A 24830-nucleotide genomic window follows, 5' to 3' on the forward strand; every position below is an offset into this window, starting at 1 on the left:
CGTATCGCCGGAACAACTCCTCCCCTGGCGCGGAAGCTCGCCCGGTCGAGCCCGGCGCTGGACGCGCGCTTTTGTACGTCGGCCCCCTCGGCGAGCCTCCCCCTCGTGATCGCGCTCCGACGCGTCCCGCGGATCACAAGCCTCGCGCGCCGGGCCTTGACACGGCCGGCTCCGGTCACATGTTGGGCCGCCTGAATGAGCACCAAGGCCTCCCTTCACCTCGCCCGAGCCAGCAAAGCCGCGAAGCTCTTGAAGGAGGCGACGTCGCAGGAGGAAGCCGCGCTCTTGCTCGACGCCGGCCTGACGGAGCTGAACGCGGCCCTGGCCGCGGCGCCGAAGGCGATCGCTGAGCGCGTGCAGCGCGTCGTCAACGACATCGCACGGCAGATGATGAGCGTCGTCCACGAGGACGTGCTCGCCGAGGCGGCCGAGGCGGCGCAGGCCTGACGTCAGGTATCCGCTCTCACCAGCTTCCTCCTCTCACCCACATCCTCGGTTCCGGCGCCACGGGCACCTCCCGCTGCCCCCTCCGCGTGTGCGCCTTCCCCCGCGACAGAATGCTCTGCCCACCGGCTTGAGCCGCGTGTATTTCGGCGCCATTGCAAAATCGCAGCGCCGACCGGGCGCCCGAATGTTGGCGAGCCCTTGACATCGCGAATCCATTTGGGCCCACTGGTCGTGGCTGTCTGTCCGCTACGCCCTGCCGCTTTCCTTCACGGACCAACGCTCCTCCGGAAGGACCCCTCCCAGAAAGAACCTCACGCGATGAAGCGACCACCGATCCATCCTTTCGACCGCGCTCGCGCCGGCGCGCTCGCGCTCCTCGTCGTGCTCACGGGCTGCTCCGGCGGCGAGGAAAAGGGCACCTCCTCGGGCTCGCCGACCCCGCCTCCGTCGAACGGAGGCAACGAACCGCCGCCGCCCGTCGTCGAGGGTGCCACGTGCGACAACGGCGAGTTCGAGGTCCGCTTGATCGGGACGACCGAGCTCGACGGCGAGACATACAAGGTCGTCACCGCCACGCCTTGCGAATACGTCCTCTCCCACGTCCAAGGAAAGAAGAACTTTCCTATCGAGGAGCACGAGACGTTCTACGTGGCCGACAGCCATTTCGAGATCCCGTACATCCCCGGCGTCATGGACGACGTCGCCTATACGCCCGGCGAGAAGAACAAGGGCTGGGCGACGGGCATGGATGTCGAGGCCGAGGTGGCGAAGCTCGGCGCGCTTCCCGTCCTCTACCACGTCACTCCTGGGTACGAATACGGATACTTCACCGAGTACGACGACGACCAAGGCGACATCTTCGGGGCGTTCCGGCCCACCTGGCGGTTCGTCAAGAAGGGCGGCGACGTCAACCTGCTCTTCTTCGCGCCACCCGACACCACGTGGCCGCGTCACCGCGGTGGATGGAATCCGAGGGAGATCAACCAGGAAATCGGCTTCGGTTTCCTCGTCGACACCGACGGCAAGGTCTACGTCCCGAAGGGCGTGCCGCTCGGACGACGGGGGTGGGACGACGAACTCCGCTGCGTCGTCATCAACAAGGCGAAGCAGCCGGTGCCGGTGACGCGCACCCAGTTCCCCGGCGACGAGTCCTATTACATGGCCGAGACCCTCATGCCGGGATACGCGAGCATCAGCTCGCCCGGTCACCTGTACTGGGGCCACAAGGGCAAACGCATGATCGACGTCGCCAAGTGGGACGACACCTTGCCCGGCAATTTCGACAAACCATTCATCTGGGGTTGCAGCCCCGATGGCTACAACGTCGGCCACGCCGAGGGGTTCACCTGGCCGGAGCTCCGCGAGAAGAAGCGCGACGAATACCTGGCCGGCCTCATCGACGCGATCCCCAAGGAGAACCTCTATCGCATCAAGGTGTACCGCAAGGATGATCCGAACGGCGCCGCCGAGCTCCTGGGCGAGCTCTTCTACGAGTGGGACGGCGACGAGTGGCTGCCTCGCGCCACGGGCGAAAAGCTCATCACGATCGACGAGGCGCGGTCGACGTACCGGATCAGCGGGCACCTGGGTGAAGGTCAACGCGCATTCATCGTGATCGAGGATCTCTGACCCCTCGAACGAGAATGAGGACCGCAAGGGCGCAGGGAATGCGCGAGGGACGCAAGGAGGAGAACTCATGACGAAGCTCTCGAGGCAATTCGTTCACGCGGCTCTCGCCCTCCTCGCCTGCGCCTGCGGAAGCGCGCGCGAGGAGGGAACGGGGGGCGCAGGAGGCACCGGAGGCGCAGGAGGCACCGGGGGCGCCGGGGCGAGCGGGTCGACATCGTCGTCGACGTCGAGCGGGGACACCGGCGGCGGCGGCGGCCTGGGGATGCACCCCACGGAGCCGAGCACGCCCACGCGGGGCGGGACGATGACGTTCACCAATGTCGGCGCGCCCGGGTGGTGGCCGCGTCGCATCGATCGCGCGTCGGGTGATCCGGCCTGTACCTACAAGGACGGGACGGATACCTGGGGTGGACACTGCTGTATGAAGGAGCAGCACACGACGAGCACCACGCTCGCGCCCTTCGACGAGGAGATGACCCTCATCATGAAGGCCATCCGCCTAAAGCAGCTCGCCATTTACCAGCCCGGCGCCGACGCGTCTTCCTGGTCGATGATTTCCTCCTGGGACGCGAAGAGCGGCCACGGCTCGAACCTCGTCGTCACCGAAGGGCAGATGACGTCCTCCGACTTCACGGGCGATCTCACGAAGAAAGATTGCGTGAACTATTTCATGCAAGAAGCTTCGTTCGCATGCGGAGACGGGAAGGATTATTATTGCCCGAGCGATCCGGGCATCAACCACCTCGGCTGGTCGGGCTCGAAGCTCATCGTCTTCCTTGGGTCGATGACGTTCGATGACGCAGGCGTGAGCAAGTGCGACGGCGGCGGGCAAGGCCACGCGGGCCCGTGGGTGGCGTTCGTCGCGTCCGAGCTGATTCGCGACGGCGGCCGCAAGTGGAACGGGCTCTGCAATTGTTATTCGAAGACGGGCTCGGTCGGCGACGGCTGCGGCGAGATCAACGTCTTCGAGGTGGTGCTCGACAACAATCAATACAGCAACCGCGAGTTCATGAGCACCGGCGTACGCTCGTACCAAGCCGGCCACGTCGGCGGCAATGTCTGCGGGGAGGGCTGCGACCGCGACGCCTTCGCCGACGACGTCGAGGTCGTCGACGCCTGCGCGAAGAAAGCCTACACGAGCGGCCCCGAGATCGAGGTCGGCGGCGACGCGGAGGGCTGCCCCGTGTGGCGCCGGCCCATCGGCGATCGGTATTTCATGATTCTCCTCGACGAGAAGCAGCGGGAAATCCAGGTCGCGGTCATCCACCCCGAGAAGATCCCCGCGGCCGCCGCCGAGATGCTCCCGTTGCTCCCCGGCGCCCTGTCCCGCAATGCGATCGACGCGCTTCTCTCGATGCGCCTACCCGAGTGATCGACATCCACGCAGAGGTGACCATGCCCATGATCCATAACGCACGGACGCAATGGTTGGCGGGAGCGGCGGCCTTGGCGGCGCTCGTCGCGGTTGCCGCGTGTGGCTCGAGCGAGCCGTCCCCAGGCTCGGGCGACGGTGGGAGCGGCGGCAGCGGTGGCAGCGGCGGCAGCGGCGGCAGCGGCGGCAGCGGTGGCAGCGGCGGCAGCGGCGCGTCGATGGCCGAGAGCAGCAGCTCCGGCTCGACAGGCGGCGGGCCGCCGACGAACCATCCCACTGGCTGCAAGCGCGGCGTCGCCTACGGATACCATTCGAAGGCGGACATGCAGGCGCTCTCGCCGGCGGTGTCGTGGTGGTACAACTGGGCGCATGAGCCGGACGAAGGCCTCAAGCCCGACGTGTACAAGATGCTCGGCGTGGAATATGTGCCGATGGTATGGGGCGGCGGCGGCCTCGACAGCGCGCAAGCCACGAAGATCGCCGGCGAGATCCCCGACGGCACGAGCTTCCTTCTCGGCTTCAACGAGCCGAATTTCGGCGAGCAGGCCAATCTGTCGGCGACCCAAGCCGCAGCGCTCTGGCCGCATGTGGAGGCCATCGCCGACGCGCGTGGCCTCGCGCTGGTGTCGCCCGCCGTGAACTTCTGTGGAGGGTCGTGCCAGGAGACGGACCCCTTCAAGTACCTCGACGACTTCTTCGCCGCCTGTGAGGGGTGCCGCGTCGATTACATCGGCATCCACATCTACACGGCTTGCCAGGGCGACGGGACGAACAAGGCTCGGTGGCTCATCAACCACATCGAGACGTACAAAACGCGGTTCGACAAACCGTTCTGGCTGACCGAGTTCGCCTGCGACAACGCAGGCTCGCTCGCCGAGCAAAAGGCGTTCATGATCGACGCGCTCGACTACCTGGAAAACGAGCCGCGGATCGCGCGGTATGCGTGGTTCTCGGGTCGCCCGGACAACGTGGCCAACGCGAGCCTGCTGGGGGACGACGGCGTCCTGACGGAGCTCGGCCAGGCGTACGTGGACGCGCCGCAAACGACCTGCGAGTGACGATGCCGCCCGCCACGCCGAGTGACGTGGCTTTTCCTCGAGTCAGCTCGCCGGCTACTCGTCGATGTCAATCGCGCGAGGTCCGAGTTGCGGCGGCGCCGCGACCTCGGACGCCTCGGAGCTGTCGCCGTGGATCACGTCGGCGATGATCCGATCGGTCACCTCGTCGAGGTACGCGCGCATCGCCGCGTTGATCTGCTGGAACTCGGGCCACAACGTCTCGTGCACGAACGGCTTCGGCACCTTTACCATGACCGTGGTCCGACGCTGTCCGCGGTACCGATAGGGTTTGAGATCATAACGACGGAGCAGCGAAAGGAAGAGCTTTCGCGACCAGGCATCGGCGAGCGTGAACTGGAACTCCATCGGCGGGTCGAGCCGCTCGACACTCGCGAGCCGCTGCTGGATCCGTCGTCGGGCCTCGGCCGCCGCGACCCGCTCGCCTTCCGTCGTCGCGCCAGCAAACAACGCCTCGATCCGGGACAACTTCTCGCGCAGCTTGGCTTCATCCATCACGTTCCTCCTCGGGCTCACCCGCCTCGGACAAACCTGATAGCCTGAATGTCCAGCGATGCCAAGAGCCTTTGCGCCCCGTTCGTCGTGGTGTACGGGTTCCCCGCGAACGTTTGTCAGCGGAGGAGACGTGGGGCGCCGGCCCGGGGAGGGCGGGCCGCATCCCCGAGCCCACGCGGAATCAGTCGAACCCGCCCCAATCCCCTCCCAAGTCGTCGCCCCCGAAATCATCGCCCCCGAAATCGCCGCCGTCGTCCCCCGCATCTCCGGAATCGGCCACGTCGGGCTCCTGCGCGACGTCCGCAGCCGACCCGACCGGCGCTCCGGACGGGGTCACAACGTGGAGCATCGGCATGTGCATCATGTGCATGAGCGACGAGAGGAGCATCACGTCGAGCATCATCCCCATCGGGTTCGGGTAATACCGCGCGTAAGGGTCGTAGGCAGGGTTCGATGGATCGAGCTTCGTTTCCTGCTCCGCCTCGCGAGCCGGCTTCACGACGAGCGCCTCCGCGCGCTTCTGCGAGATGAAGGCCTCGGGCATCGTGGCCCGCAAAGCGTCCTCGAGGCGCGTGACGAACGATTCGAACTGGAGCCGCGCGCTTTCGAGGCGCGTGCCGTCCGAAACGAGCGGCGTGACCCGCGTTCGATATTCGTCCGCAGACTCGCCGCGCTTCGGTTCGAGCTCCCGGAGCCGGCCGCCGACCGACACGTAGGCCGAAGGGTCTCCCGTGCGGTGCTCAGTGAACGCCCGCGTCTCCACGAGCAGGTGCAACCCGGCCTCCTCGTGTTCGAGCGCCAGCCGCAGCTCCTGGAAGCCACTCCCGAAGAGCGATGTGTGCTCCGACATCGCGATCATGAGATCTGGCAAGTCGCCGGCCTTGCCGTCCGTGTCCTGGAAAACGACGGTATCGTCGACCACGAGGGACACGGCGTTGTCGAAGCCCAAGCCGACGAGCGCCCGCTTGATTGCGTCGACGAGCGCGCTCGCCTCGAACGCCACGCGCACGCGGTCCGTCGTGAGGTCGGGCGAGCCGCCGAGCCGTTGCTTGATTCTCTCCCAGAAGCTCGGCTCCCGATGGATGACCTCGCCCCGGAGCGTCACGTGTATCTGTCCGACGAGCCTCATGCCTGCTCCTTCGCGGTTGCGCCGCAGGGACGGCGTCCCGCAGGAAGTTTAAGAGCGAATCACAAGCCGTCACGCGGAGCCCGCAAGAAATCGGCCGAGGCCGCTCCGCGGGCTGCGTGGTCGACGTTGGACGCTCGGCGCTCGCCCCGCCGCAAGAAGTGCTCAGAGGTGGTCGAAGCAGCTCGGGTCGCACGACACCGCCCCGGACGCGGCGCAGACGCTGAATTGCTTCAGCATCGCGTCGCTGGCAGCGTCGCACGCGTCGTAGCAGATCTGGAGCCCGCCCGGGTTGAAGCACATGAAGAAGTTGTACACGTCGCAATGATCGTAGCACTCGAGCTTCAGGTCCGGGCAATCCTGAGCGCAGCTCTGCGACGTCTCGCCGGCGTCGCATACCCCGTTGCCGCACGGGTTCGGCGGCGCGCAATCCTCCGGACAAATCCCGAACGATTCGCCGGCATCACAGACCCCGTTGCCGCACGGGTTCGGCGCGCAGTCGGCCGGGCAAGAGGAGGCGTCCTCACCCCCGGTGCACTGCTCGTCCCCGCATACACTCGCGCCGACACAGGAGCCCCCCGTGCACACCTCGCCGCAGCCGCAGTTCACATTCGACAAGCAACCTTCGGTGCAGGTCAAGGTCGTGGGATCCGAGCAGTAGGTCCCCGGTTGACAGGCAATGGCGATCCCCTCGGGGCCACACGAAACGAAGCCTTGTTTCATCGGATCGCAGGTCCCGCCCGCGCCGGCTCCCCCGCCCTCGCCCGCGCCTCCGCCCTCGCCCCCTTCCCCGCCCGTACCGCCGGCTCCCCCCGAACAACCACTGACGCCGAGAAGGAATCCAACGAGGAGCGAGGGCACAAGAAGACCGATCAACGACCGCATGGGTTTCACCTGGAATCGCGGATGGACCACGAGCGCACGCGGGCGCATACCTCGCCCACGGCCCGCACGCGGTCCCCGCTCGCCTTTCGCGCTACCTGACGCCAGCCGCCTGCGGTTCTTGCACGGAAGGCAAAAAAAATTCGCCCGGCCTCAGCCGGCCGATCGTCCCAGCAAGCTCTCCAGGCTCACGTCCAGCGATTGGGCCAGGCCGAGCAGGCTCTCGACCTGCGAGGCGGAGAGCTTCAGGCGCGCGCTGAGCCCGCCGCGCGTGCGCTCGAGCACCTCCTCACGCGCCCGCGCAATCCAGCGGGAGATCGTCGAGGCATTCACGCGATGCATGATCGCCAGCCTGTCGAGCTTGATCCCCTCCGCGTAGTACATGCGCAGGAGGTTGCGGTCGCGGCTCGAAAGCGCCGACATCGCCTCGCGCAGGGCCTCGCGTAGCTCCTCCGCGTGGCGCTCGCGCGAGAGCCTCGACTCCGGATCGAGCGTCGGATCCATGGCCGCGAGCAGCGCTCGCTCGTCCGCGCGCACCTCGCGCCGACCACGCCTGCGCAAGCTGATCCCCGTCCGCAGGGCAGCCACGCGGATCCACGCCGGGAGCGGCCCGAGCCCCGCGTATGTCGCGAGCTTCGGCGCTCCGCCGTCGCCCACGAGCAACCGGTGGCCGAGCACCGATCGCACCTCCTCGACGAGCTCGGACGCGGCGGCCATCCCCCGGAGCGCGGCGTGCGCCTCGACGTCGATACGCCGGCCGATCTCGCGCAACGCGGCGGCGTCGCCCGCGAGGCACGCGAAGGCGAGCAGGAGATCGGCGGCGAGCACGCTGGAGAGCGCCTCTTCGATGTCGTCCTCGCCCGCGATGCGCTCCGCGAGATGCTCGACGAACGCTGCCTCGTCCACCACAACGTCGGGGAAGGCGCGCCGCGCCTCTTCGAGCAGCGCTCGCAAGCGGAGCTCCAGCGCGTCGACGTCGCCGAGCCTCGTCGCCAGCGAGGGCGCGAGGCGCCCGCAGAAGGCGCGGGACAGAGGGGGCAGCGGATCCGGATGCACGCGGCCATGATACACAAAGCCCCGCAACGCCGATGGAGCACCCTTCCGAGAACACCATCCTCGCGTTCGTCGAGGGGCGGCTCGTCGCGGCCGAGGCCGGCAAGCTCGACGACCACATCGACGCGTGCGAGCCCTGCCGTTTGCTGGTCATCGCGGCGGCTCGAGCGTCGCTCACGACGGGGAGCGACGCGGAGGAAGCCTCCCCTCCCCCTGCCTTCGATGACGCAGCCCCGCTGAAGCGCGGCGCACAGCTCGACCGCTACACCCTCGCCGACGTGCTCGGCAGAGGCGGCATGGGGATCGTGTATGCTGCACACGATCCAGCGCTCGATCGCAAGGTGGCGCTCAAGGTCCTGCGCGCCGAGGTGACCGCGCGCGTCGGGGCCGACATCGCGTCGGCGAGGCTCTTGCGCGAGGCGCGCATCGCCGCGCGGCTCTCGCATCCGAACGTGGTGACGATCTACGACGTCGACAGCCACGGTGGCCAGATCTTCATCGCCATGGAGTACGTCGACGGGCAGCCGCTCTCCGCGTGGCTCGAAGAGGGGCCACACCCCACCCGCGAGATCCTGGAGCGCTTCACGCAAGCAGGGCGAGGGCTCGTGGCAGCGCACACGGCGGGGCTCGTACACCGGGATTTCAAGCCCGCCAACGTGCTGCTCGGCAAGGACGGGCGCGCCCGCGTGAGTGATTTCGGCCTCGCCGGCTGGACCGGGGAAGACGCCTCGGGCAAGGCCACGGCCGAGGGGACGGCCACGCCGCTAACGCGGACGGGCGCGCTTCTCGGGACGCCGCTCTACATGTCCCCGGAGCAGCACCGCGGCGAAAGGGCAGGCCCGCGCGCGGACCAGTTCAGCTTCGCGGTCGCGCTGTACGAGGCGCTGTACCGGCGCTCGGCCTTCGAGGGCAAGACGCTCGACGAGCTCGCCGCAAGCAAGGCCCGAGGGCCCGCCGAGCCGCCCAGCGGCGGGGAGGTGCCGGAGCACGTGCGGCGCGTGCTGCTGCGCGCCCTGCGCCCGCAGCAGGAAGAGCGTTTTCCCTCCATGGAGGCGCTGCTCCAGAAGCTCGAAGCCGACCCCGCGCGCACCCGCCGCCGCGCCGCGGTCGCCGTCCTCGCGGGCGTTCTCCTCACCGCCGGCCTCCTCGTCCCTGCCTGGATCGTGCGCGAGCAGCAGCGCGTCTGCCGCGGCGCGGAGGAGAAGCTCGCGGGCGTGTGGGATGATGCGCGGCGAGCCGCCGTGCGCGACGCATTTGGCGCGTCCAAGGAGCCGTTCGCCCCGGTGGCGCTCGGGCAGGTGGAGCGCGCGCTCGACGCCCAGGCGGCGGCGTGGGTCGCCGGCCATGTCGATGCCTGCGAGGCGACGCGGGTGCGCGGCGAGCAGGCGGAGTCGGTGCTCGCGCTGCGCATGGCCTGCCTCGATCTGCGGGCCAAGGAGCTGAAGGCGCTGGTCGATATCTTCTCCGAGGCGGACGGCGCCACGGTCGGCCGCGCCGTGCAGGCCGTGAACGCGATGACCCCGGTGCGCACCTGCGCCGACGTGGCGGCGCTCTCGGGTCCGCTGCCGCCGCCGGACGATCCGGCGCTGCGCGCGCGCATCGACCACACGCGCGGGCAACTCGCGCGCGGCAAGGCGCTGTACGACGCTGCGAAATACGCGCCCGTACGCGCGCTCGCCGACGAGGTGGTCGTGGAGGCCAAGGCGATCGCCCACCAGCCGCTGCTCGCCGACGCGCTCGACCTCTTGGGAAAGGTGCAGCAGTCCCAGGGCGCGCACGCGGAGGCCGAGGCGACGTTCCTCGCGTCGATCCGTGCGGCGGAGGCAGGCCGCCACGATTGGCGGGCCGCGAATGGGCTGACGTCGCTGGTATTCCTGGCGGGACACCCGCTCGGCCGCCCTGCGGACGCGCACCGGTGGGCGGAGCTCGCCGCGGGGGCGATCGCCCGGCTCGGCGGAGATGTGGAGTTCGAGGCGGCGCTGGCCGGGAACGAGGCGACCGTCTACGTCGAGGAGGGCAAGCTCGACCGGGCGCTCGAAGCCGCCTCGCGCGCCCATTCGCTCGAACAGCGGCTGCATGGCGACGAGCACCTCCACACCGCCAAGGTGAAGACCAACCTCGGCGCCGCGCTGGTGGCGCTCGGCCGTCATGCCGAGGCGCGCGGCCACTACCAGAGCGCGCTCGCGACGTTCGAGGGAATGCTCGGGCCGGATCACCCCGCCTGCGCGACGGTCCTGAACAACAGCGTGGAGGTCCATGTCCGGCTGAATGATCTGCCGGCGGCGCGCGCAGCGGCCGAGCGGGCCTTGTCCATTCGCGAGCGCGCGCTCGGCCCCGAGCACCCCGCGCTGGCCACCACGCTGCTCAACCTGGCCGAGGTGAGGATGATGGAGCGCGCATTCGCCGACGCCCGACCTCGCCTCACGCGGGTGGTCGCCATTTACGAGAAGGCTTTCGGGCCCACGCACCCCAATCTCGCCGAGCCGCTGGAAAAGCTTGGCGCGCTGCACATGGCCACCGGCGAGCCGACGGCGGCGATCCCGCTGATCGAGCGGGCACTTTCGTTGCGTGCGTCGGGCGCCGAGGGGCCGTACAAGGACGCGTCGACGCGGTTTTTATTGGCGCGCGCCCTGGTTGCGGCGCGCAGCGACCGCGCCCGCGCGAAAAAGCTCGCGGAAGAGGCCCGAGCGACCTATGCCGCCGGAGGCGAGGCCTGGGCGGCGCCGACGGCAGAAATCGTGGCGTGGCTCGCGCAGCGGTGAAGCGAGCCGCGGCGGTCCTTCCGACGGCTCAACGCAGCACCGCCCGATAGAAATCGCGCGGATCCATCTGCTCGGGGAAAACCGAACAGCCGCCGTCATTGATTTCGATCACCGTATACCCACCACGTTCGAGCCGGGCCACGTCCGCCGTGAAGCAAGGGGAGCCGATGACCTCCCCCAGATAGGCGAATTGCCCCGGATCTTCCAGCGTCGACTCCACATCGTAATACGGCGCGTGCGCCACGAGCCGCCCCTCCCAGAACACGAGGCGGTGCTCGTCGGTCGCGCGGCGGCGTCCTGGCGCCCAGCCGGGCAACGTCGCGAGGTCGAGGTACGTTCGCACGACGAACCCCCGCTCGAAGCGGTCCCCGCGGAGCTCCAGGATCTTCTCGCAGACCTCGGCGAAATCGTCGTACGTCGCGCCCTCGGGCACGAAACACGCGCGGTGCCAGAGCTCCTTGACCGATTTCACGTGGTCCTTCACCACCCACGGCGGCGGCCCGAGTTCCAGGGCCACCTCCCACGCTTCCCGGATGTCTTCGCCTTCGGTCCAGCGCGTGGGCGCCGTGTGCTCACCGAGCAGCGGGATGTAGTTTGGCATGTACATCGCTTCGGCGAAGCTCTCGGGATCCACGATGAGCTCCTCGCCGCGGTCCTGCATTGCTTCGTACAGACCGGTGTATTCGTCTTCGCTCAACATCCATCCGCGGTAGAGCCACGTCCGGGACCGGGGCTTCGGCAGCCGGCGCAATGCGCGCTCCGGTTCGCCGTTCACGACGGGGTCGAGCGGGATCGCGTACGACTCCATGCCGAGCTCCTCGGCAGCGAGCACATCGATCTCGAAGCGATCTTCGGCGAACTGGGGGACATGAGGTCTTCCGAAGAGGAGGGTGACGTCACGCATGGAGTCCTCCGGGGTGGCGCCGCGCACGGCGATGGGTCGGCGCAGCGGGTCCGCCAAGGTGAGGCCATTTTCGCGGAGAACCAGTCTTGCAAAAATCGACGATTTGCGAGAGGATAGGCTCATCGGGGGACAAAAATCGGTCCCCGGCCCGTGCATCACGCGCCGCCGTTCGCGCCGAAATGCGCGCAGAAATCACGTTGATGATTGGCGCGCTCGGCGTGTGGGAGCACGCACGGAAGTTGCCCCACAAAGATCCGCGGTGGTAGGCTGCCCCGGATGAACATTGGGGATCGACTCGGGGGCAAGTACCGCCTCCTGCGCCAGCTTGGCGCGGGCGCCATGGGCGTGGTTTGGGAAGCCCTGCACGAGATCACCCAGCGGCGCGTGGCCATCAAGCTGCTCACCCGGCCCTCCGAGGACCTCCGGCACCGCTTGCTCCGCGAAGCGCGCATTTGCGGATCCATTACGCACCGAAACGTCATCGAGATGTACGACACCGGGGAGACACACGAGGGCGAGCCCTACCTCGTGATGCAGCTCCTCTCCGGCGAGACGCTCGCCGATCTGCTTCGTCGAAAGCGTCGACTCGAGCAGCCCCTCGCCGCCCAGATCGGGCGCGACATCGCCCGCGCGCTCGCGGCCGCGCACGCCGTGCACGTGATTCACCGGGACCTCAAGCCCGCCAATGTGTTTCTCCATCAGGAGCCCGGAGGCGACGGGCTCGTCGTGAAGGTCCTCGATTTCGGGGTCGCCAAAAACCTCGCGGTGAACGAATCCCTCGTGACGGCCGTCGGCGGCGCAGTCGGGTCCCCCGCGTACATGAGCCCGGAGGCCATCAAAGGGGCGCGGGATCTCGACGCCCGCACGGATGTCTGGTCGCTGGGCGTGGTGCTCTTCGAGATGCTCACCGGGACGCGACCTTTCCCCGGCGGGGGACAAGAGCTGCTCATTCGTGTCGTGACCGGCAACATTCCCCGCGTGTCGGAGATCCTGCGCCACATCCAGCCGGGGTTCGATGACGTCGTGGCCATGTGCCTCGAACGTGACCGCGCCAAACGGATTGCGTCCGCCGCAGTGGTCGAGCGCCTGCTTCAGGCCTACGTGGGACCCGAGGAAGGGTCGCGGGTGCACGTCGGTCTCGCAGAGCGCGCCCTTTCGCTTCCCGCGCCCGCCGCGGCGCCCCCGGAGGTGCCGGCGAACCTCGAAGCGACGGAGCCCTTGGCGAGACACGCTCCGGCGCCCATTCCACCGATGCTGCCGTGGACGGCGTCGCCGGCGGTGGATACCACGATGCCATTGGCGCCCTCGTCGGCCCCGAAGCCACCGGTCGGCAAAGCAGGGACGGCGATCCTCGCGCCGGAATCGGGGAAGCGGATCACGGGTCCCCGCGGCACCGCGCTCATGATCGACACGCGGGCCGTGCTCGCGCAGCAGGCGCTGCGTGCGACCGCTCCACCGAGTCCCCCTCCGCCGCCTTCCGTGCAGCACGTGGAGAGGCCCGTCGTACGGTCGAGCCAGGCTCCGGCGTCGCAGACCCGAAAGCGCTTGCCCCTCCTGGGCCTCGCCGTGAGCGCCCTCGTGGCCTTTGGCATCGGTGTGGGCGTGATCCTCGGTTTGGCTCGGTAGATCCCTCGCAATTCCGCATCGTTCCCCGACCAGGAACATGTGTTGCGGCTGAACGCGCACCCAGACCAATGCGGCATCGTCTTGGGAACCGCAGGCGATCTGCAAAAGTTCGTGAGCGGAGCACGGGTGCGAACAAAATTCTTGTGACACCGCTCGCTTCCATGGAATGCTCGCGGGACCATGAAATCGGGCGATCTCCTCGGCGGCAAGTACCGGCTCGAACAGGCGATCGGTCAAGGCGCGATGGGAGCCGTGTGGGCGGCGTACGACCACGCGATGAACCGCAAGGTCGCGCTCAAGTTGATCCTGCCGCAGCAGAAGGAGCACCTGACGAACGACCTGCGCCAGCGCCTGCTGCGTGAAGCGCGGGCGTGCGGGAAGTTGTGGCACCGGAACATCGTCCAGATCTTCGACGTGGGCGAAACGTCGCAGGGAGAGCCCTTCCTCGTGCTCGAGCTCCTGCAGGGGCAAACCCTCGGCGACCTGCTGAAAGAGAAGCGGCGCATCGAGCCGACGCTCGCGGCGCGCATCGCGGGCGAGGTCGCGAGTGGGCTCGCGGTCGCGCATGCCGCGCAGGTCATCCATCGTGATCTCAAGCCGGCGAACATCTTCCTGCACCGCGAGCCGGGCATGCCCGAGGACACGTTCGTGTCGAAGATCCTCGACTTCGGCGTGTGCAAAACCCTCGACTCGGTGGACAGCGTCGCGACGCAGACGGGCACCGCCGTGGGCTCGCCCGCGTACATGAGCCCCGAGCAAGTGGGCATGCGCAAGGACCTCGATCACCGCACGGACATCTGGTCGATCGGGATCGTGCTCTACGAGATGCTGACGGGAAGCCGTCCGTTCACGGGCTCGGTGCAGGACGTGATCCGTCACATCCTGATCACGCCCGTGCCGCCGCCATCGAGCAAGGTGCGCGACGTGCCCGTGGAGTTCGACGAGGTCGTGGCGCGTTGCACGGCGGCGAAGCGAGACGCGCGGTTCCCGAGCACGGACGAGCTTGCGCGCACGCTGCTCGCGATTGCGGGGATGCAGCGGCCCATGACGCGCAAGCCGACGTTCACGGGCGTGGATCAGCCGATCCCACAGACAACGGGCCCGCAGCGCAAGCCGACGTTCACGGGCGTCGAGGCAGCGCCGCCGCCGCCCATGTCGCGCCCCGAACGCGCGCCGACACTCACGCCGATGGACGTGACCGCGCCGTTGCCGAATCCCGCGCCACGCGTGGCGATGGCGTCGAGCGTGGACGACGACGACGAGAGTGATCTCGCCGCGACGATGCCGCTCCAGGGTCGGATGCTCGTGAACATGCGGCGTGCCGCGCCGTCGGTGGCGCGTGGGGAGGACGTGTCGACGGGGACGCAGCTCTTGCAGCCGAACCTGCCGATCGCGTCTCCAGCGCCCGCGTGGAAGGAGGAGATGCAGCAGGCGATCGCGGCGCATCGGCAGTCGTCGGTGCACCTGGATCCGCCGGTGCCGGAGCAAGCGGCGAACGGGCAGACGCAGATGATCACGCCGGAGATCCGGGCGACGCTGGCGGGCGGGCGTGTGGATCACGCGGGGACGACGTCGGCAGCGGGCGCGCTTTCGCACGGGACGGGCGGGTATCCAGCGCCGCCGATGCCGCTGATGGGTCCGGCCGTGGCGACGGGGAGGCAGAAGCGCGGGAAGGGTGTGCTGTTCGGCGTGATGGGCGCAGGGGTGGCGGCGGCGATCGGGGTGGTCGGGTTGCTGGTGGTGAATGCGGGGAAGATCGGCGCGGGGGAGGAGGCGGCGAGCGGGAAGGAAGCGGGGCAGGAGGCGGCGAGGAGCGCGGCGGCGGGGACGGTCGGGCAGGAGTTGCCGAGGCCTCCGGTGAAGGCGGAGGTGGCGGTGCAGCCGGAGGTTCCAGCGGCGGGGAGCGTGGCGGCCGAGGTGACGACGGCTCCTGCGGCGACGACGGTTCCCGTAGCGACGGCGGCTCCTCCGGAGATGACGGCTCCGGCGGGGGCGACGACGGCGCCGCCGGTCGCGAAGGCGCCGACGCCGACGGCCACGTACAAGGCGGCAGCCCCGAAGGCGACGGTCAACAAGCCTGCTGCGGAGCAGAAGTGCACGGGGGTTGGACTGTTCAAGAAGTGCAAGTAGGGCTGAAGCGTGCTTCCAGGCGAGCTTCTTGTGAACGCGCTGAAACTGCGGAAATCAGGAATGGCCCGTGCAACAGCAACACCTGCACCGGCTTCCCGCGCCGCCGCGAGTCTCCCACCACTCTTTGACTAAAATAGACGGGGCCGTCCGGACGAAACCGCTGGTTTTGCAGTCGGCTGGCTGGTCGCCGCGCCAGTGGACGTTGCGCGTGGCTTACTTTTCGTGGTTGCCGCCGGCTTCACCGATGCCGTCCCGACCGGCTGATCCAAAATCACCGGCGCATCCTGCATTTTCACGCTCGGCACCGCAGACGGCACCCCCGGCCCCTCCGGCTTCCCCGTCCCCACCCCCGGCGCCGCACTCCCCGCCCCCGCCCCTTCCTCCCCCGGCACCACCGGCGCCGATCCAATCCACACCGCCGCAATCACCCCGAGCACCACCACCAGCAGCCCCACCCCGATCAACGTCGAAAACTGCTGCTTCCGCTGCTTCGTCTTCAGTTCCGCCGCCAGATCCGGCTGCGGCAACACCAATCCTGGCGCCGCCGCCTTCTCCACCACCTGCACCAATCCGCCGAGCCCCGCCGTCTTGATCGCCGGATCCTCCGCCGCCGCTGGCGCCTCGGCCGGTTGGGCCCACGGCCGCGCCCTCTCCTCCATCGGCATCGGCCCGGGCCTCACCGAACCGACTCCATTGCTCGTCGTCGCCGTCCCCGCGCCATGCCCCGTCCCCGTCCCATTCTGCTTCGCCTGCTGCCCCTGGACATACCGCCAGTTCATACGCAGGTCCGGCATCTGCGAAATCCGCACCTCGTGCGCATTGAAAAGCTGCGCCGCGATCTCCGCCGGATCCTCCGGCACCTGCTCCAGGTACATCAGCACCACGTCCGCGGGCTCCGCCGTCGCCTCGCGCCGCGGCACGAATCGCACCGTCAAGCCTCCCACCACGTCCTGCTCGCGCCCATTCGAGATCGCCGTCCACTTGACGTCCGACTCCACGAGCACGTTCGCGATCCGCGCCATGCAATACGCCAGCGTCGGGAAATCGACCCGGTCCGGGTACACGATCACCACCCGCTTCGGCGGCGTCGAGTTCTCCACCGACCACCGGAACGACAAACCGCTCGGCCCCGGCGTATGCAGATCCTCGAAATCCGCCAGATACCCCTTCAGCAACGGAAACAGCGCGTCCGCGTTCTGCGCGTGCTGCACGTACGTGTGATACCAGCCGCTCCCCTCCGCCTGCGACTCCTCGTCCGGCAAGAGCTTCTGGTAAAACTGCACCGCCGTCCCGTAAATCGCCTGACCGTCGAGGTTCCGGTCGACGATCGCCGCCGAATGGCAAAACGGCGGGTCTTGCCTCCCCGCGTGATCCTTCGCCCCCTTGATGCGCAGCCCGAAAATCAGCGCGAGCCCCCCGTGCCCCGGCTCGTATTGCGTATCGTCGCGTGACAGGTTCCCGATCGCGAATGCATACGCGCTCCCGTGCCGCGGTTCGATGTATTTCACCAGCCGCGAGAGGTGGCTGAAATGCTGCCGCGTCAGCGGCTCCTGCGGCACCTCGGGCCGGTAGATGAAGTCGATCTGATGCCCCGGCACGTTCCCGTGAAGGAAATGGAACCAGGTCGCCCCGTAGGGCACCTTGTACGTCGGGACCTCGTATCCCGCTGTCACCACGTGTGTCTCGTCCATGTCCCCCTCCGCTCAACCCCGCCGCGGAGGTGGCTGGCGATTCACGAGTGGCGCCGTGAGTTCCATCGGGTTGATGTCCTCGATGGGCATCGTCCCCTTGACATTCAGCTTCGGCGGAGCGAACCCGGGGCGCTGACCGAAGCTCGGCGGGACCGCCTGCGGCGCAGGCGCGTGCTGCGGAGCCTGCCCGTAATGCTGCGGCGCCGGCATCTGCGGGTGCCCATTCGACGGCGGCGGCTGTGCGTGCGGGATCTGCGGCGCCGGGAACAGCGGCTGCGATTGTGACGTCGGCGCATTCATCCCGGGCGTGACCGTCGAAGCGCGCGACCGGAACTCCGACTTCATGCGCTGCAAAAGCTGGTTGTCGTAGGCCGACTTCGGGAGAATTTGCTCGACGAAGTGCGAGAACAGGACGTGCGTCGAGTGCCCGTAGCTCGCCGACCCGACGAGCACCTTCACGTCGATCTGCGTCGCGTATTGCCGCAAGCTGTCGATGAGCGGCGTGTAGAGCGCCCTCGCCTGCGCCTCGGCTTGCGAGGGCGAGCCCGGGATGAGGTCGCTCTTGTTGATGAAGAGCACCACGCTCTTGCACGACGCCACCGTCTTCGGGCTGAAGAAGTACTTCAGCGCCTGCGGGTTGAACTCGTTGAGCTGCTCGCCGATGCGGTTCGTGTCGACCTGCCGCGCGTCCTTGCCGCCGAGATCGACGACCATCAAGAGCCCATGAATCTCCTCGATGATGAGCTCTTGCTGCGCGTCCACGATGTGCTCGCCGCCCCAGTCGTGCACCTCGAACACGTGCTCGACGAGCGTGTCCTTGTTCCGCACGTGGCTCACCGTGCGCTCGTACCGCTCGATCTTCGTCCCCTCGATCGTCCCGAGGTCCACGAGCGGGTTCGACCACTTCAGCGTCAGCGAGCTCTTGCCCGTCGCCTTCATGCCGAGCGTCAGGATCCGGTAGACCTTGCGGTCGATCTTCGGCCGCTTCTCGAGCTCGGCCTTGTGCCAGTTGAGCTCCTCTTCCATGTGGTCGAGCCAGCCGATCTTCTTCTTGTTCTCGGCGTCGAGCGAGGCGGCCTGCGCTTGGAGCTCACGGTTCGCCGCGGCGAGCGACTGGTGCTTCATCTCGGCCGCTTCGAGCTCCTCGGTGAGCTTCGAAGCGCGCATGCCGAGGACGATCAAGACGACGACCAGCGCCGTGATGATGATGCCGATGATGATGAAGACCGTCGTCATTCGCCCCTCGTGTCGGACATGGTTTGGCTCGTGCCATCAGATCACGCAGCCATGGTAGCGCGCAAGAAATCTTACCACGAATTGTTACACGGTTCGCCTGGTACGCTACCATGCGTCGTATTGGCGGCATTGCCGGCACATCTGTCCTGACCAACGATGAAAGCTGGAAGCACGATCGGAAAGAAGTACCGCCTCGTCCGGGCCATCGGCGCAGGCACGATGGGCACGGTCTGGGCTGCGGAGGAGAGCGACACGCGCCGCGAGGTCGCGATCAAGTTGCTCTCGAAGTCGACGACGGAGCTCCGGCAGCGCTTCCTGCGCGAGGTACGGCTCTCGTCGCGCTTGTCCCACCCGAACATCGTGCGCCTGCTCGATGCGGGCGAGACCGACGACGGCGAGCCGTTCCTCGCGCTCGAGCTCCTCTCCGGCGAGTCGCTCGCCGACATGCTCAAGAACAAGCGGCGCATCGAGCCGAAGGTCGCCGCGCGGATCGCCCGCGACATCGCGAACGCCCTCGAAGCGGCCCATCAGGCGCAGATCATGCACCGCGATCTGAAGCCCGCGAACGTCTTCCTCCACCGCGCGCCGGGCGCGGGCGAAGACGAGTTCGTGGTGAAGGTGCTCGACTTCGGCGTCGCGAAGAGCCTCGGCCCGACCGAAGAGACGCAAGCGACCATGACGGGCATGGTGATCGGCTCCCCCGGATACATGAGCCCCGAGCAGGTCGGGGTACGCGCGGACATCGACCATCGCACGGACCTGTGGTCGCTCGGGATCCTGCTCTACGAGCTGCTCGCGGGTGTTCGTCCCTTCACCGGGTCGCTGCAAGATGTGGTGCGCCAGGTGCTGATCGCGCCCATCCCGCCGATTTCGGCGCGGGTGCGGGACGTGCCGCCGGAGCTCGAGGACATCGTGATGCGTTGCCTCGAACGAGACCGCGACAAGCGCATCGCGAGCGCCGCTGAGCTCGGCGCGCTGCTCACGCCGCTCGTGGAGTCGAGCCGCATCTGGCGTGCTCCGTCGAGCGCAGCGATCTCCGCGCCGCGGCCTTCGCAGTCGTCGTCGCCCCTGCTCGCTGCGCCCGACGCGACGCCCGATGGCACGGCGTTCTTGCAGGCGAACGCGCCCACGCCCGATCCGCTGCCGCCGTGGCGACGCGAGATGCAGGAGTCGCTCTCCGCGCACCGGCGAAGCGCGACGTTGACGGCGGGAATCCCCCTGCCTGCCGCCGAGCTCACCGCGCCGCCGACGGTGCGCGAAGAGCCCGTGACGAGCACCTCGACGATCCCACGGCGCAAGCAAGGCCGTGCGATCCTGCTCTTGTCGTTCGGGCTCGGCGCGGCGGCCATGCTCGCGCTCGTCGTGCTCGTCGTCGTGATCGGGTTGCCCGGGAGCGAGCCCACGGACGCATCGCAGGCGCCAACGGTCACGCCCGCCGCAGAAGCGCCGCTCCCTCGACCGACGGCTTCGTTGGAGCACCACGCGGCCCCGCCGCCCGCTCCAACGCCAACGCCAACGCCAACGCCCGCCTCGACGCAAACGGCTGCGCCGAGCGCGACACCTGCATCCACCGTCGCGGCCCCGCCGTCGTCCTCCGCGCGGGTGGCGGCGACTGCGACTGTGAAGCCCACGTCGACGTACACGCCGCTGCCGCCGTGCACGCTGACGCTCCGGGTCGGGTGCAGGAACGTGAACAAGACGAAAGGCAAGTTTGCCCCGTCAGGTCTCTGAGCGAGCGCGCTGAGCGTCGGGGGAAGCCTGCGATCCATCTCTGTGTCCAAAATTGCTACGAACTTGTCCTTTCAAAGCAAACACTGCTAGCGCCCTGTGCATGATCGCCGGGAACCGACTCGGAGGCAGGTATCGGTTGTTGCACCCGCTCGGAGAGGGCGCGATGGGCATCGTGTGGGAGGCCGAGCACATCGCGACCTCTCGTCGTGTCGCAGTGAAGGTCCTCCGCGTCCCGTCCCCGAGCCATCGGTATCGATTGTGCCGGGAGGCGCGCCTCTGCGGCGCCATCGCGCATCGGAATGTCGTCGAGGTCCACGACGCGTCGGAGACGGACGCCGGCGAGGCGTACCTCGCGATGCAGCTGCTCCACGGCGAGACGCTCGCCGATCGGCTGTGCCGAAAGAGGCGCCTCGAGCAACCGGAGGCGGCGCGGATCGGCCGCGACATCGCCCGCGCGCTCGCGGCGGCGCACGCGAAAAACATCATCCACCGCGACCTCAAGCCGTCGAACGTCTTCCTGCATCAAGAGCCCGGGACCGAAGGGTTCGTCGTCAAGGTCCTCGATTTCGGCGTGGCCAAGGACCTCAACGCGGACGACACGCTCGTGACCGAGCGCAACGGCGTCGTGGGAACGCCGGCCTACATGAGCCCCGAGCAGCTCGCGTCGCCGCACGACGTGGACGCGCGGACCGACGTCTATTCGCTCGGCGTCGTGCTCTTCGAGATGCTGACGGGCGTGCGTCCAGTCTATCCGCTCGAGCTGAAGGAGGGCCATAGCCTGCGCCTGCGTCCGACGCCGCGCGTCTCGGACTACGTGATGAACGTCGACGCCGAGCTCGACGATCTCGTCGCGTATTGCCTGGAGCAAGACCGACAGCAACGGATCGCGAAGACCACCGCCGTCGCCGATCGGCTCGACCTGTATCTCGCGCTGCGAGCATGCACGGCGCCGCGCGTGACGGAGTCATGGCCGCCGAGGGAAGCGAGGCGTGCGACACGAGATTGGCCACCGCCGGAGCCACGGATCACGCAGTCCTGGAACGGGAGGGAGGGCGCGTCGTGGATCCCCGAGACGCTGCCCTCACGGCCGGATGGATCGACGGCGGCAGCGATGGTCCGATCCCAAGCGGCCTCGACGAACGCGGCGGCGACCTCGATGCGATGGGGGCCGCAAACGCTGAACGTGCTCGGCGGGCTCATGTCGCTGATTCTGGTGGCGGTGATGGTGGGGGATCGGATGGCGAGACCGGCGCCGATGCCCGCGAAGGCGGAGCGAGGCATCGCGAGCGTGACGGCGGAGCTCGCGGCGCTGCAACGGCCGAAGTGCTTGGACGATCCGACGGTTGGGGACGAGTCGCGGAGCGCAGAGAAGGCGCAGGGCACGACCCCGAAGAAGAAGTAGGATCGGGAGCAGCCATGGAACTCGTTTGTCTCTGTCCCCTACGCGCGTCGACGTTTGCCTGGCAGGCGCATTCCGGAACGCATGCGCTGACGGTGATTGTCAAGGCTACTTTCGTAGTAGAGCCGGGCGCATGCTCGCTCGCGCCGGCGCAGGAGCCGGTGCACGAGGAGGACGGGCACTGGAACGACGATCTGGCGCGGAGCGTGGTCACGCCGAGCGATAAAGTGCCGTACAAGCCGCGGGCGGACGTGATGCTCGTCGGGCACGCGTATACGCCGGGAAAACAGCCGGCGCGCTCGGTGATAACGCGGCTCGTCGTGGGGGAGCTCGACAAATCGATCGAGGTCTGGTGCGATCGAGGGTTCCGCGTACAAGACGGGCAGCTCCTCGAGGGTCCGCGATTCACGAAGATGCCGCTCCGGTGGGAGCGCGCGGCGGGCGGGCCGGAGACGAACAATCCAGCGGGGCTCCGGTTCGACGCGGCGCCGGATGCGTATGGAATGGTGCCGCTCCCAAATTTGCAGCCGCCGGGGATGTTCGTGTCCAAGCGGTCGGATACGTTTGCCCCGGTGTGTTACGGGCCGGTCGGGGGAGAGTGGCCGGCGCGGAAGCAGCGGCTCGGGCGTTTGGCGGGGACATTTTCGCAGACGGGGTGGGCGGAGAGGCCGCTGCCGGAGAAGCTGGATCCGCAGTATTTCCAGGCGGCGCCGCCGGATCAGCAGGTGGCGGAGATCCGGCCGAACGAGCGGATCGTGCTGGAAGGGTTGCATCCGGAGCATGCGCGGGTGGTGACGAGTTTGCCGGGGGTGCGGCCGAGCGTGGTGGTGGATCGGGCGACGGGCGAGCGGGAGGACGTGAAGCTGATCGCGGATACGTTGTGGATTGACACGGACCGCGGGGTATGCTGCGTGGTTTGGCGGGGGACGATCGGGCTGCGGAGCGCGGACGAGGCCGGGCGGATTGTGGTGCGGATGGAGGGGACGGGGGCGCAGGCGAATGCTGCGGCGGCGGTCGAGGAGCTCGCGGAGGATTTGCTGGAGACGATTCCGCCGATAGCGCTCGCGGCGGGGGACGAGGACGAGGGGGAGGACCTCGCGGCGATGACGCTGGTGCCGGCGTTCGGGGCGAAGGCGGCGGGGCCGGTGATGCCGTTTATGGGTGGGGGAAGGCCGTCGGAGCCGGGTGGTGCGTCGTCATCGCGGGTGACGGGGGCGGGATTGCCATTCGGGCAGCAGCCGGGTTTGGCGGCGCTTCGGGCAGTGGACGTCGCGGCGGTGCCGGTGAATCCCGAGGGGACGCTGTTTGCGCCGATGGCGCGGAAGGCGTCGACGCCAGGAATACCGGCGATTGCGCCCCCGCCTTCACAGCCGGTTCCGCCTCCGGTGCCGCTTGCGCCGCCTGTTGCAGCGGTGGCACCACCGCCGATGGTGACGAGGGCTCCGTCGGTAGAGCCGATTGCGCCCGTTTCTGCGAGCGCGTGGGCAGCCTCGTCGAAGGAGGCGACGCCCGCGCCGACAATGGGCCAGATGATGGCGCAGGCGCAGAGTGAAAAACCGACGGAGAGAGAGCGCGGTCCCGCGCTGGCCGTGGCGCCGGTCAAGGAGGAGCCAGAAGCCACGCCGGTGGTTGACGAGGCAGCGGCGAAGCGGGGGTGGAAGCCGGTCGTCGTGAAAAGCGGCGACGGGAGCAAGGGGCCGCCGCTTTCGCCGAATCCGATCCTTGGAGGCGCTGTCGCGGCCTCGGATGCGGCGGCGGCGGCTGGGCGGTCAAAGGAGGGGTCGGAGAAGAAAGGGTATGCGCCGGTCGCATACGTCTCGCCGCCGAAAGCGGTGATCGAGCTGCTCTGGTACGACCCGGCGGCGATGCCCCGGATCCGGAAGCAGCCGGGGTGGAAGGAGATCCTCGGGCAGATCAAGGGGAAGGCGTTCGAGGACGAGCTGTCCGGGGATTCACCGCCGGAGAAGCGGCAGGAGGCGCGGGATCGGCGCGACGTTGCGGGGCTGCTTGCGCGCGGGGACGCGGTGGACATGGCGGGGATCCAGGCGGCGCTTGCGAATGCGGTGACGGAGGACGGGACGTTCGTGCCACCGCTGGTGCTGGTGGCGGGGGAGCTCGAGTTTCCGTTCGATGAGCTGGAGACTCTGAAGGCGACGATGGCGGCCCTGGCGCCGTTGGCGAGTGGGGACAAGGCGCTGAAGGAGCAGATTGATACGACGGAGGAGTTGCTCAAGACGCCGTGGCTGAAGGGCGCGAGTGGAATCGCGGAGGGGCTGACGGCGAAACTGAAGGAAGTGTTCGGGCGGGGGAATCGGGTGTTACCGCCGCGGTATCTGGAGGGGCATACGGAGCGGATGTTGCTCGAGCAGCGGGCGTATCAGAAGAGGACGGTGCTTGGGAAGACGTGTATCCGGAGCTTGTTGCAGATGCCGGGGGGGGGCAGGGTGGGGTGCCGGTGTATTTGCCGGAGGCGTTGGGGCAGGAGTTGCCAGCGTTTCAGCGGTTTGCGGTGCGGATGGTGGGGGAGGTGAGGGGAAGGGTGGATCAGTATGAGGGGCAGGAGGTGGCGGTGAGGGGGGTGGGGGTGGGGAGGGTGACGAGCCTCGGGCGAAGGTGATTTGCTTAATACTTGGCGGCGATGAAGCCGTAATAACGCGCGGCAATAAAATCTAGATCCCAAGTCTCCCCTGCAGGTGGTATGGTATACTGATTCGAACCCCAAGAATAAACTCTAAAATTCCCTTGATGAGGCAGCGTTACACTCCCCCATTCAAGGATCACCCAGTGATTGGGAAACGAGCCCCCTTTCGAATTGTTTGATTTGTCACTCTTCCCTTTTTTGGTCTTTTTGGCCTGGGTTGATTCGTCGTGCTCATCACCTTCCAGTAAGGCGGCGAGGATTAACAAGAAAACTTTGTAACCGTCGTTCTGCATGTTGATTGCTTCAATTAGCCTCCGTTTTGCAATATCATTATAAAGCCCCCCAATGTTCGTTTTGTTGACCACTTTCTGGTAGCCGACTTCCTTGAGCCAATCTTCGAGGTGGCCCGGGAGCGTGATACCGGCGGCTTCGTCGTCCACTTCGTCGTAGGAATCGAAGAGCACAAGCGACCCCTGTGAGTTGCGTATGCTTGCCATGGGAACGTATCACCTCGCCCACCCCCGTCCTGACGCCCCGTGTCCCTCGTGCCCAGGCTCCCCGCCGGAAGGAGCCTCAACATGTGTACGGAACAACAAGCGGCAGCCATTCGTGCGGAGGTCTCGCGTATCG

The 24830-nt window shown here is 67.8% G+C and carries 18 protein-coding genes; 10 read left to right on the forward strand and 8 right to left on the reverse strand.

Features of this window, described 5'->3' with window-relative positions; genetic code table 11:
- Positions 1–195 precede the first annotated feature (195 nt).
- The 4 genes from E8A74_RS37840 to E8A74_RS53205 all read left to right on the forward strand — a co-directional run bounded on the left by E8A74_RS37840 (position 196) and on the right by E8A74_RS53205 (position 4506).
- Positions 196–447 (forward strand): hypothetical protein, encoded by a 252-nt coding sequence (locus tag E8A74_RS37840; RefSeq protein WP_136933971.1) that lies wholly within the window; start codon positions 196–198, stop codon positions 445–447.
- Between the two features lie 318 nt (positions 448–765).
- Entirely contained in the window at positions 766–2076 is a 1311-nt protein-coding gene (locus tag E8A74_RS37845) for a hypothetical protein (protein WP_136933972.1), read from the forward strand.
- Positions 2077–2143: 67 nt separating this feature from the next.
- A complete protein-coding gene (locus E8A74_RS37855; protein WP_170229674.1) occupies positions 2144–3448 on the forward strand; it encodes a DUF2403 domain-containing lipoprotein in 1305 nt (434 codons plus the stop codon).
- A gap of 29 nt (positions 3449–3477) precedes the next feature.
- Entirely contained in the window at positions 3478–4506 is a 1029-nt protein-coding gene (locus tag E8A74_RS53205; RefSeq protein WP_170229675.1) for a glycoside hydrolase family protein, read from the forward strand.
- A 54-nt stretch (positions 4507–4560) separates the two neighbouring features.
- On the opposite strand, the gene E8A74_RS37865 is transcribed toward E8A74_RS53205, so the two are convergent.
- From E8A74_RS37865 to E8A74_RS37880, 4 genes are all read right to left on the reverse strand, one after another.
- Entirely contained in the window at positions 4561–5019 is a 459-nt protein-coding gene (locus E8A74_RS37865; RefSeq protein ID WP_211365540.1) for a hypothetical protein, read from the reverse strand.
- A gap of 181 nt (positions 5020–5200) precedes the next feature.
- A complete protein-coding gene (locus E8A74_RS37870; protein ID WP_136933976.1) occupies positions 5201–6148 on the reverse strand; it encodes a hypothetical protein in 948 nt (315 codons plus the stop codon).
- 162 nt (positions 6149–6310) lie between these two features.
- Positions 6311–6868 (reverse strand): hypothetical protein, encoded by a 558-nt coding sequence (locus E8A74_RS37875; RefSeq protein ID WP_170229676.1) that lies wholly within the window; start codon positions 6866–6868, stop codon positions 6311–6313.
- 312 nt (positions 6869–7180) lie between these two features.
- Positions 7181–8083, reverse strand: a complete 903-nt coding sequence (locus E8A74_RS37880) for a sigma factor-like helix-turn-helix DNA-binding protein (RefSeq protein WP_170229677.1) — start codon at positions 8081–8083, stop codon at positions 7181–7183.
- 32 nt (positions 8084–8115) lie between these two features.
- On the opposite strand from E8A74_RS37880, the gene E8A74_RS37885 reads away from it, so the two are divergent.
- A complete protein-coding gene (locus E8A74_RS37885) occupies positions 8116–10842 on the forward strand; it encodes a serine/threonine-protein kinase (RefSeq protein WP_136933979.1) in 2727 nt (908 codons plus the stop codon).
- 28 nt (positions 10843–10870) lie between these two features.
- Here E8A74_RS37885 and E8A74_RS37890 read toward each other — a convergent pair whose 3' ends face one another.
- A complete protein-coding gene (locus tag E8A74_RS37890; RefSeq protein ID WP_136933980.1) occupies positions 10871–11746 on the reverse strand; it encodes an ATP-grasp domain-containing protein in 876 nt (291 codons plus the stop codon).
- 276 nt (positions 11747–12022) lie between these two features.
- Here E8A74_RS37890 and E8A74_RS37895 point away from each other — a divergent pair, with 276 nt between their 5' ends.
- Positions 12023–13372, forward strand: coding sequence for a serine/threonine-protein kinase (locus E8A74_RS37895; RefSeq protein WP_136933981.1), 1350 nt, complete (start codon positions 12023–12025; stop codon positions 13370–13372).
- A gap of 180 nt (positions 13373–13552) precedes the next feature.
- Positions 13553–15502 (forward strand): serine/threonine-protein kinase, encoded by a 1950-nt coding sequence (locus E8A74_RS37900; RefSeq protein WP_136933982.1) that lies wholly within the window; start codon positions 13553–13555, stop codon positions 15500–15502.
- Between the two features lie 128 nt (positions 15503–15630).
- Here E8A74_RS37900 and E8A74_RS37905 read toward each other — a convergent pair whose 3' ends face one another.
- Positions 15631–17193, reverse strand: a complete 1563-nt coding sequence (locus tag E8A74_RS37905) for a hypothetical protein (RefSeq protein ID WP_136933983.1) — start codon at positions 17191–17193, stop codon at positions 15631–15633.
- 12 nt (positions 17194–17205) lie between these two features.
- On the reverse strand, positions 17206–18429 hold the full coding sequence (locus E8A74_RS37910; RefSeq protein ID WP_136933984.1) for a GTPase domain-containing protein: 1224 nt from the start codon (positions 18427–18429) through the stop codon (positions 17206–17208).
- A gap of 156 nt (positions 18430–18585) precedes the next feature.
- On the opposite strand from E8A74_RS37910, the gene E8A74_RS37915 reads away from it, so the two are divergent.
- The 3 genes from E8A74_RS37915 (at position 18586) to E8A74_RS37925 (ending at position 24090) form a co-directional block, all read left to right on the forward strand.
- Positions 18586–20160: a serine/threonine-protein kinase gene (locus E8A74_RS37915; protein WP_136933985.1), complete on the forward strand. Its 1575-nt coding sequence runs from the start codon at positions 18586–18588 to the stop codon at positions 20158–20160.
- 100 nt (positions 20161–20260) lie between these two features.
- Positions 20261–21562 carry a serine/threonine-protein kinase gene (locus E8A74_RS37920; protein ID WP_136933986.1) on the forward strand — a complete coding sequence of 434 codons (1302 nt, stop codon included), beginning with the start codon at positions 20261–20263 and terminating at the stop codon, positions 21560–21562.
- Between the two features lie 14 nt (positions 21563–21576).
- Complete coding sequence (locus E8A74_RS37925) at positions 21577–24090, forward strand: DUF2169 family type VI secretion system accessory protein (protein ID WP_170229679.1); 2514 nt, start codon at positions 21577–21579, stop codon at positions 24088–24090.
- 91 nt (positions 24091–24181) lie between these two features.
- On the opposite strand, the gene E8A74_RS37930 is transcribed toward E8A74_RS37925, so the two are convergent.
- Positions 24182–24697, reverse strand: coding sequence for a hypothetical protein (locus E8A74_RS37930; protein ID WP_136933988.1), 516 nt, complete (start codon positions 24695–24697; stop codon positions 24182–24184).
- Positions 24698–24830 lie beyond the last annotated feature (133 nt).

The organism is Polyangium fumosum, assembly GCF_005144585.1.
Classification (GTDB): Bacteria; Myxococcota_A; Polyangia; order Polyangiales; family Polyangiaceae; genus Polyangium; species Polyangium fumosum.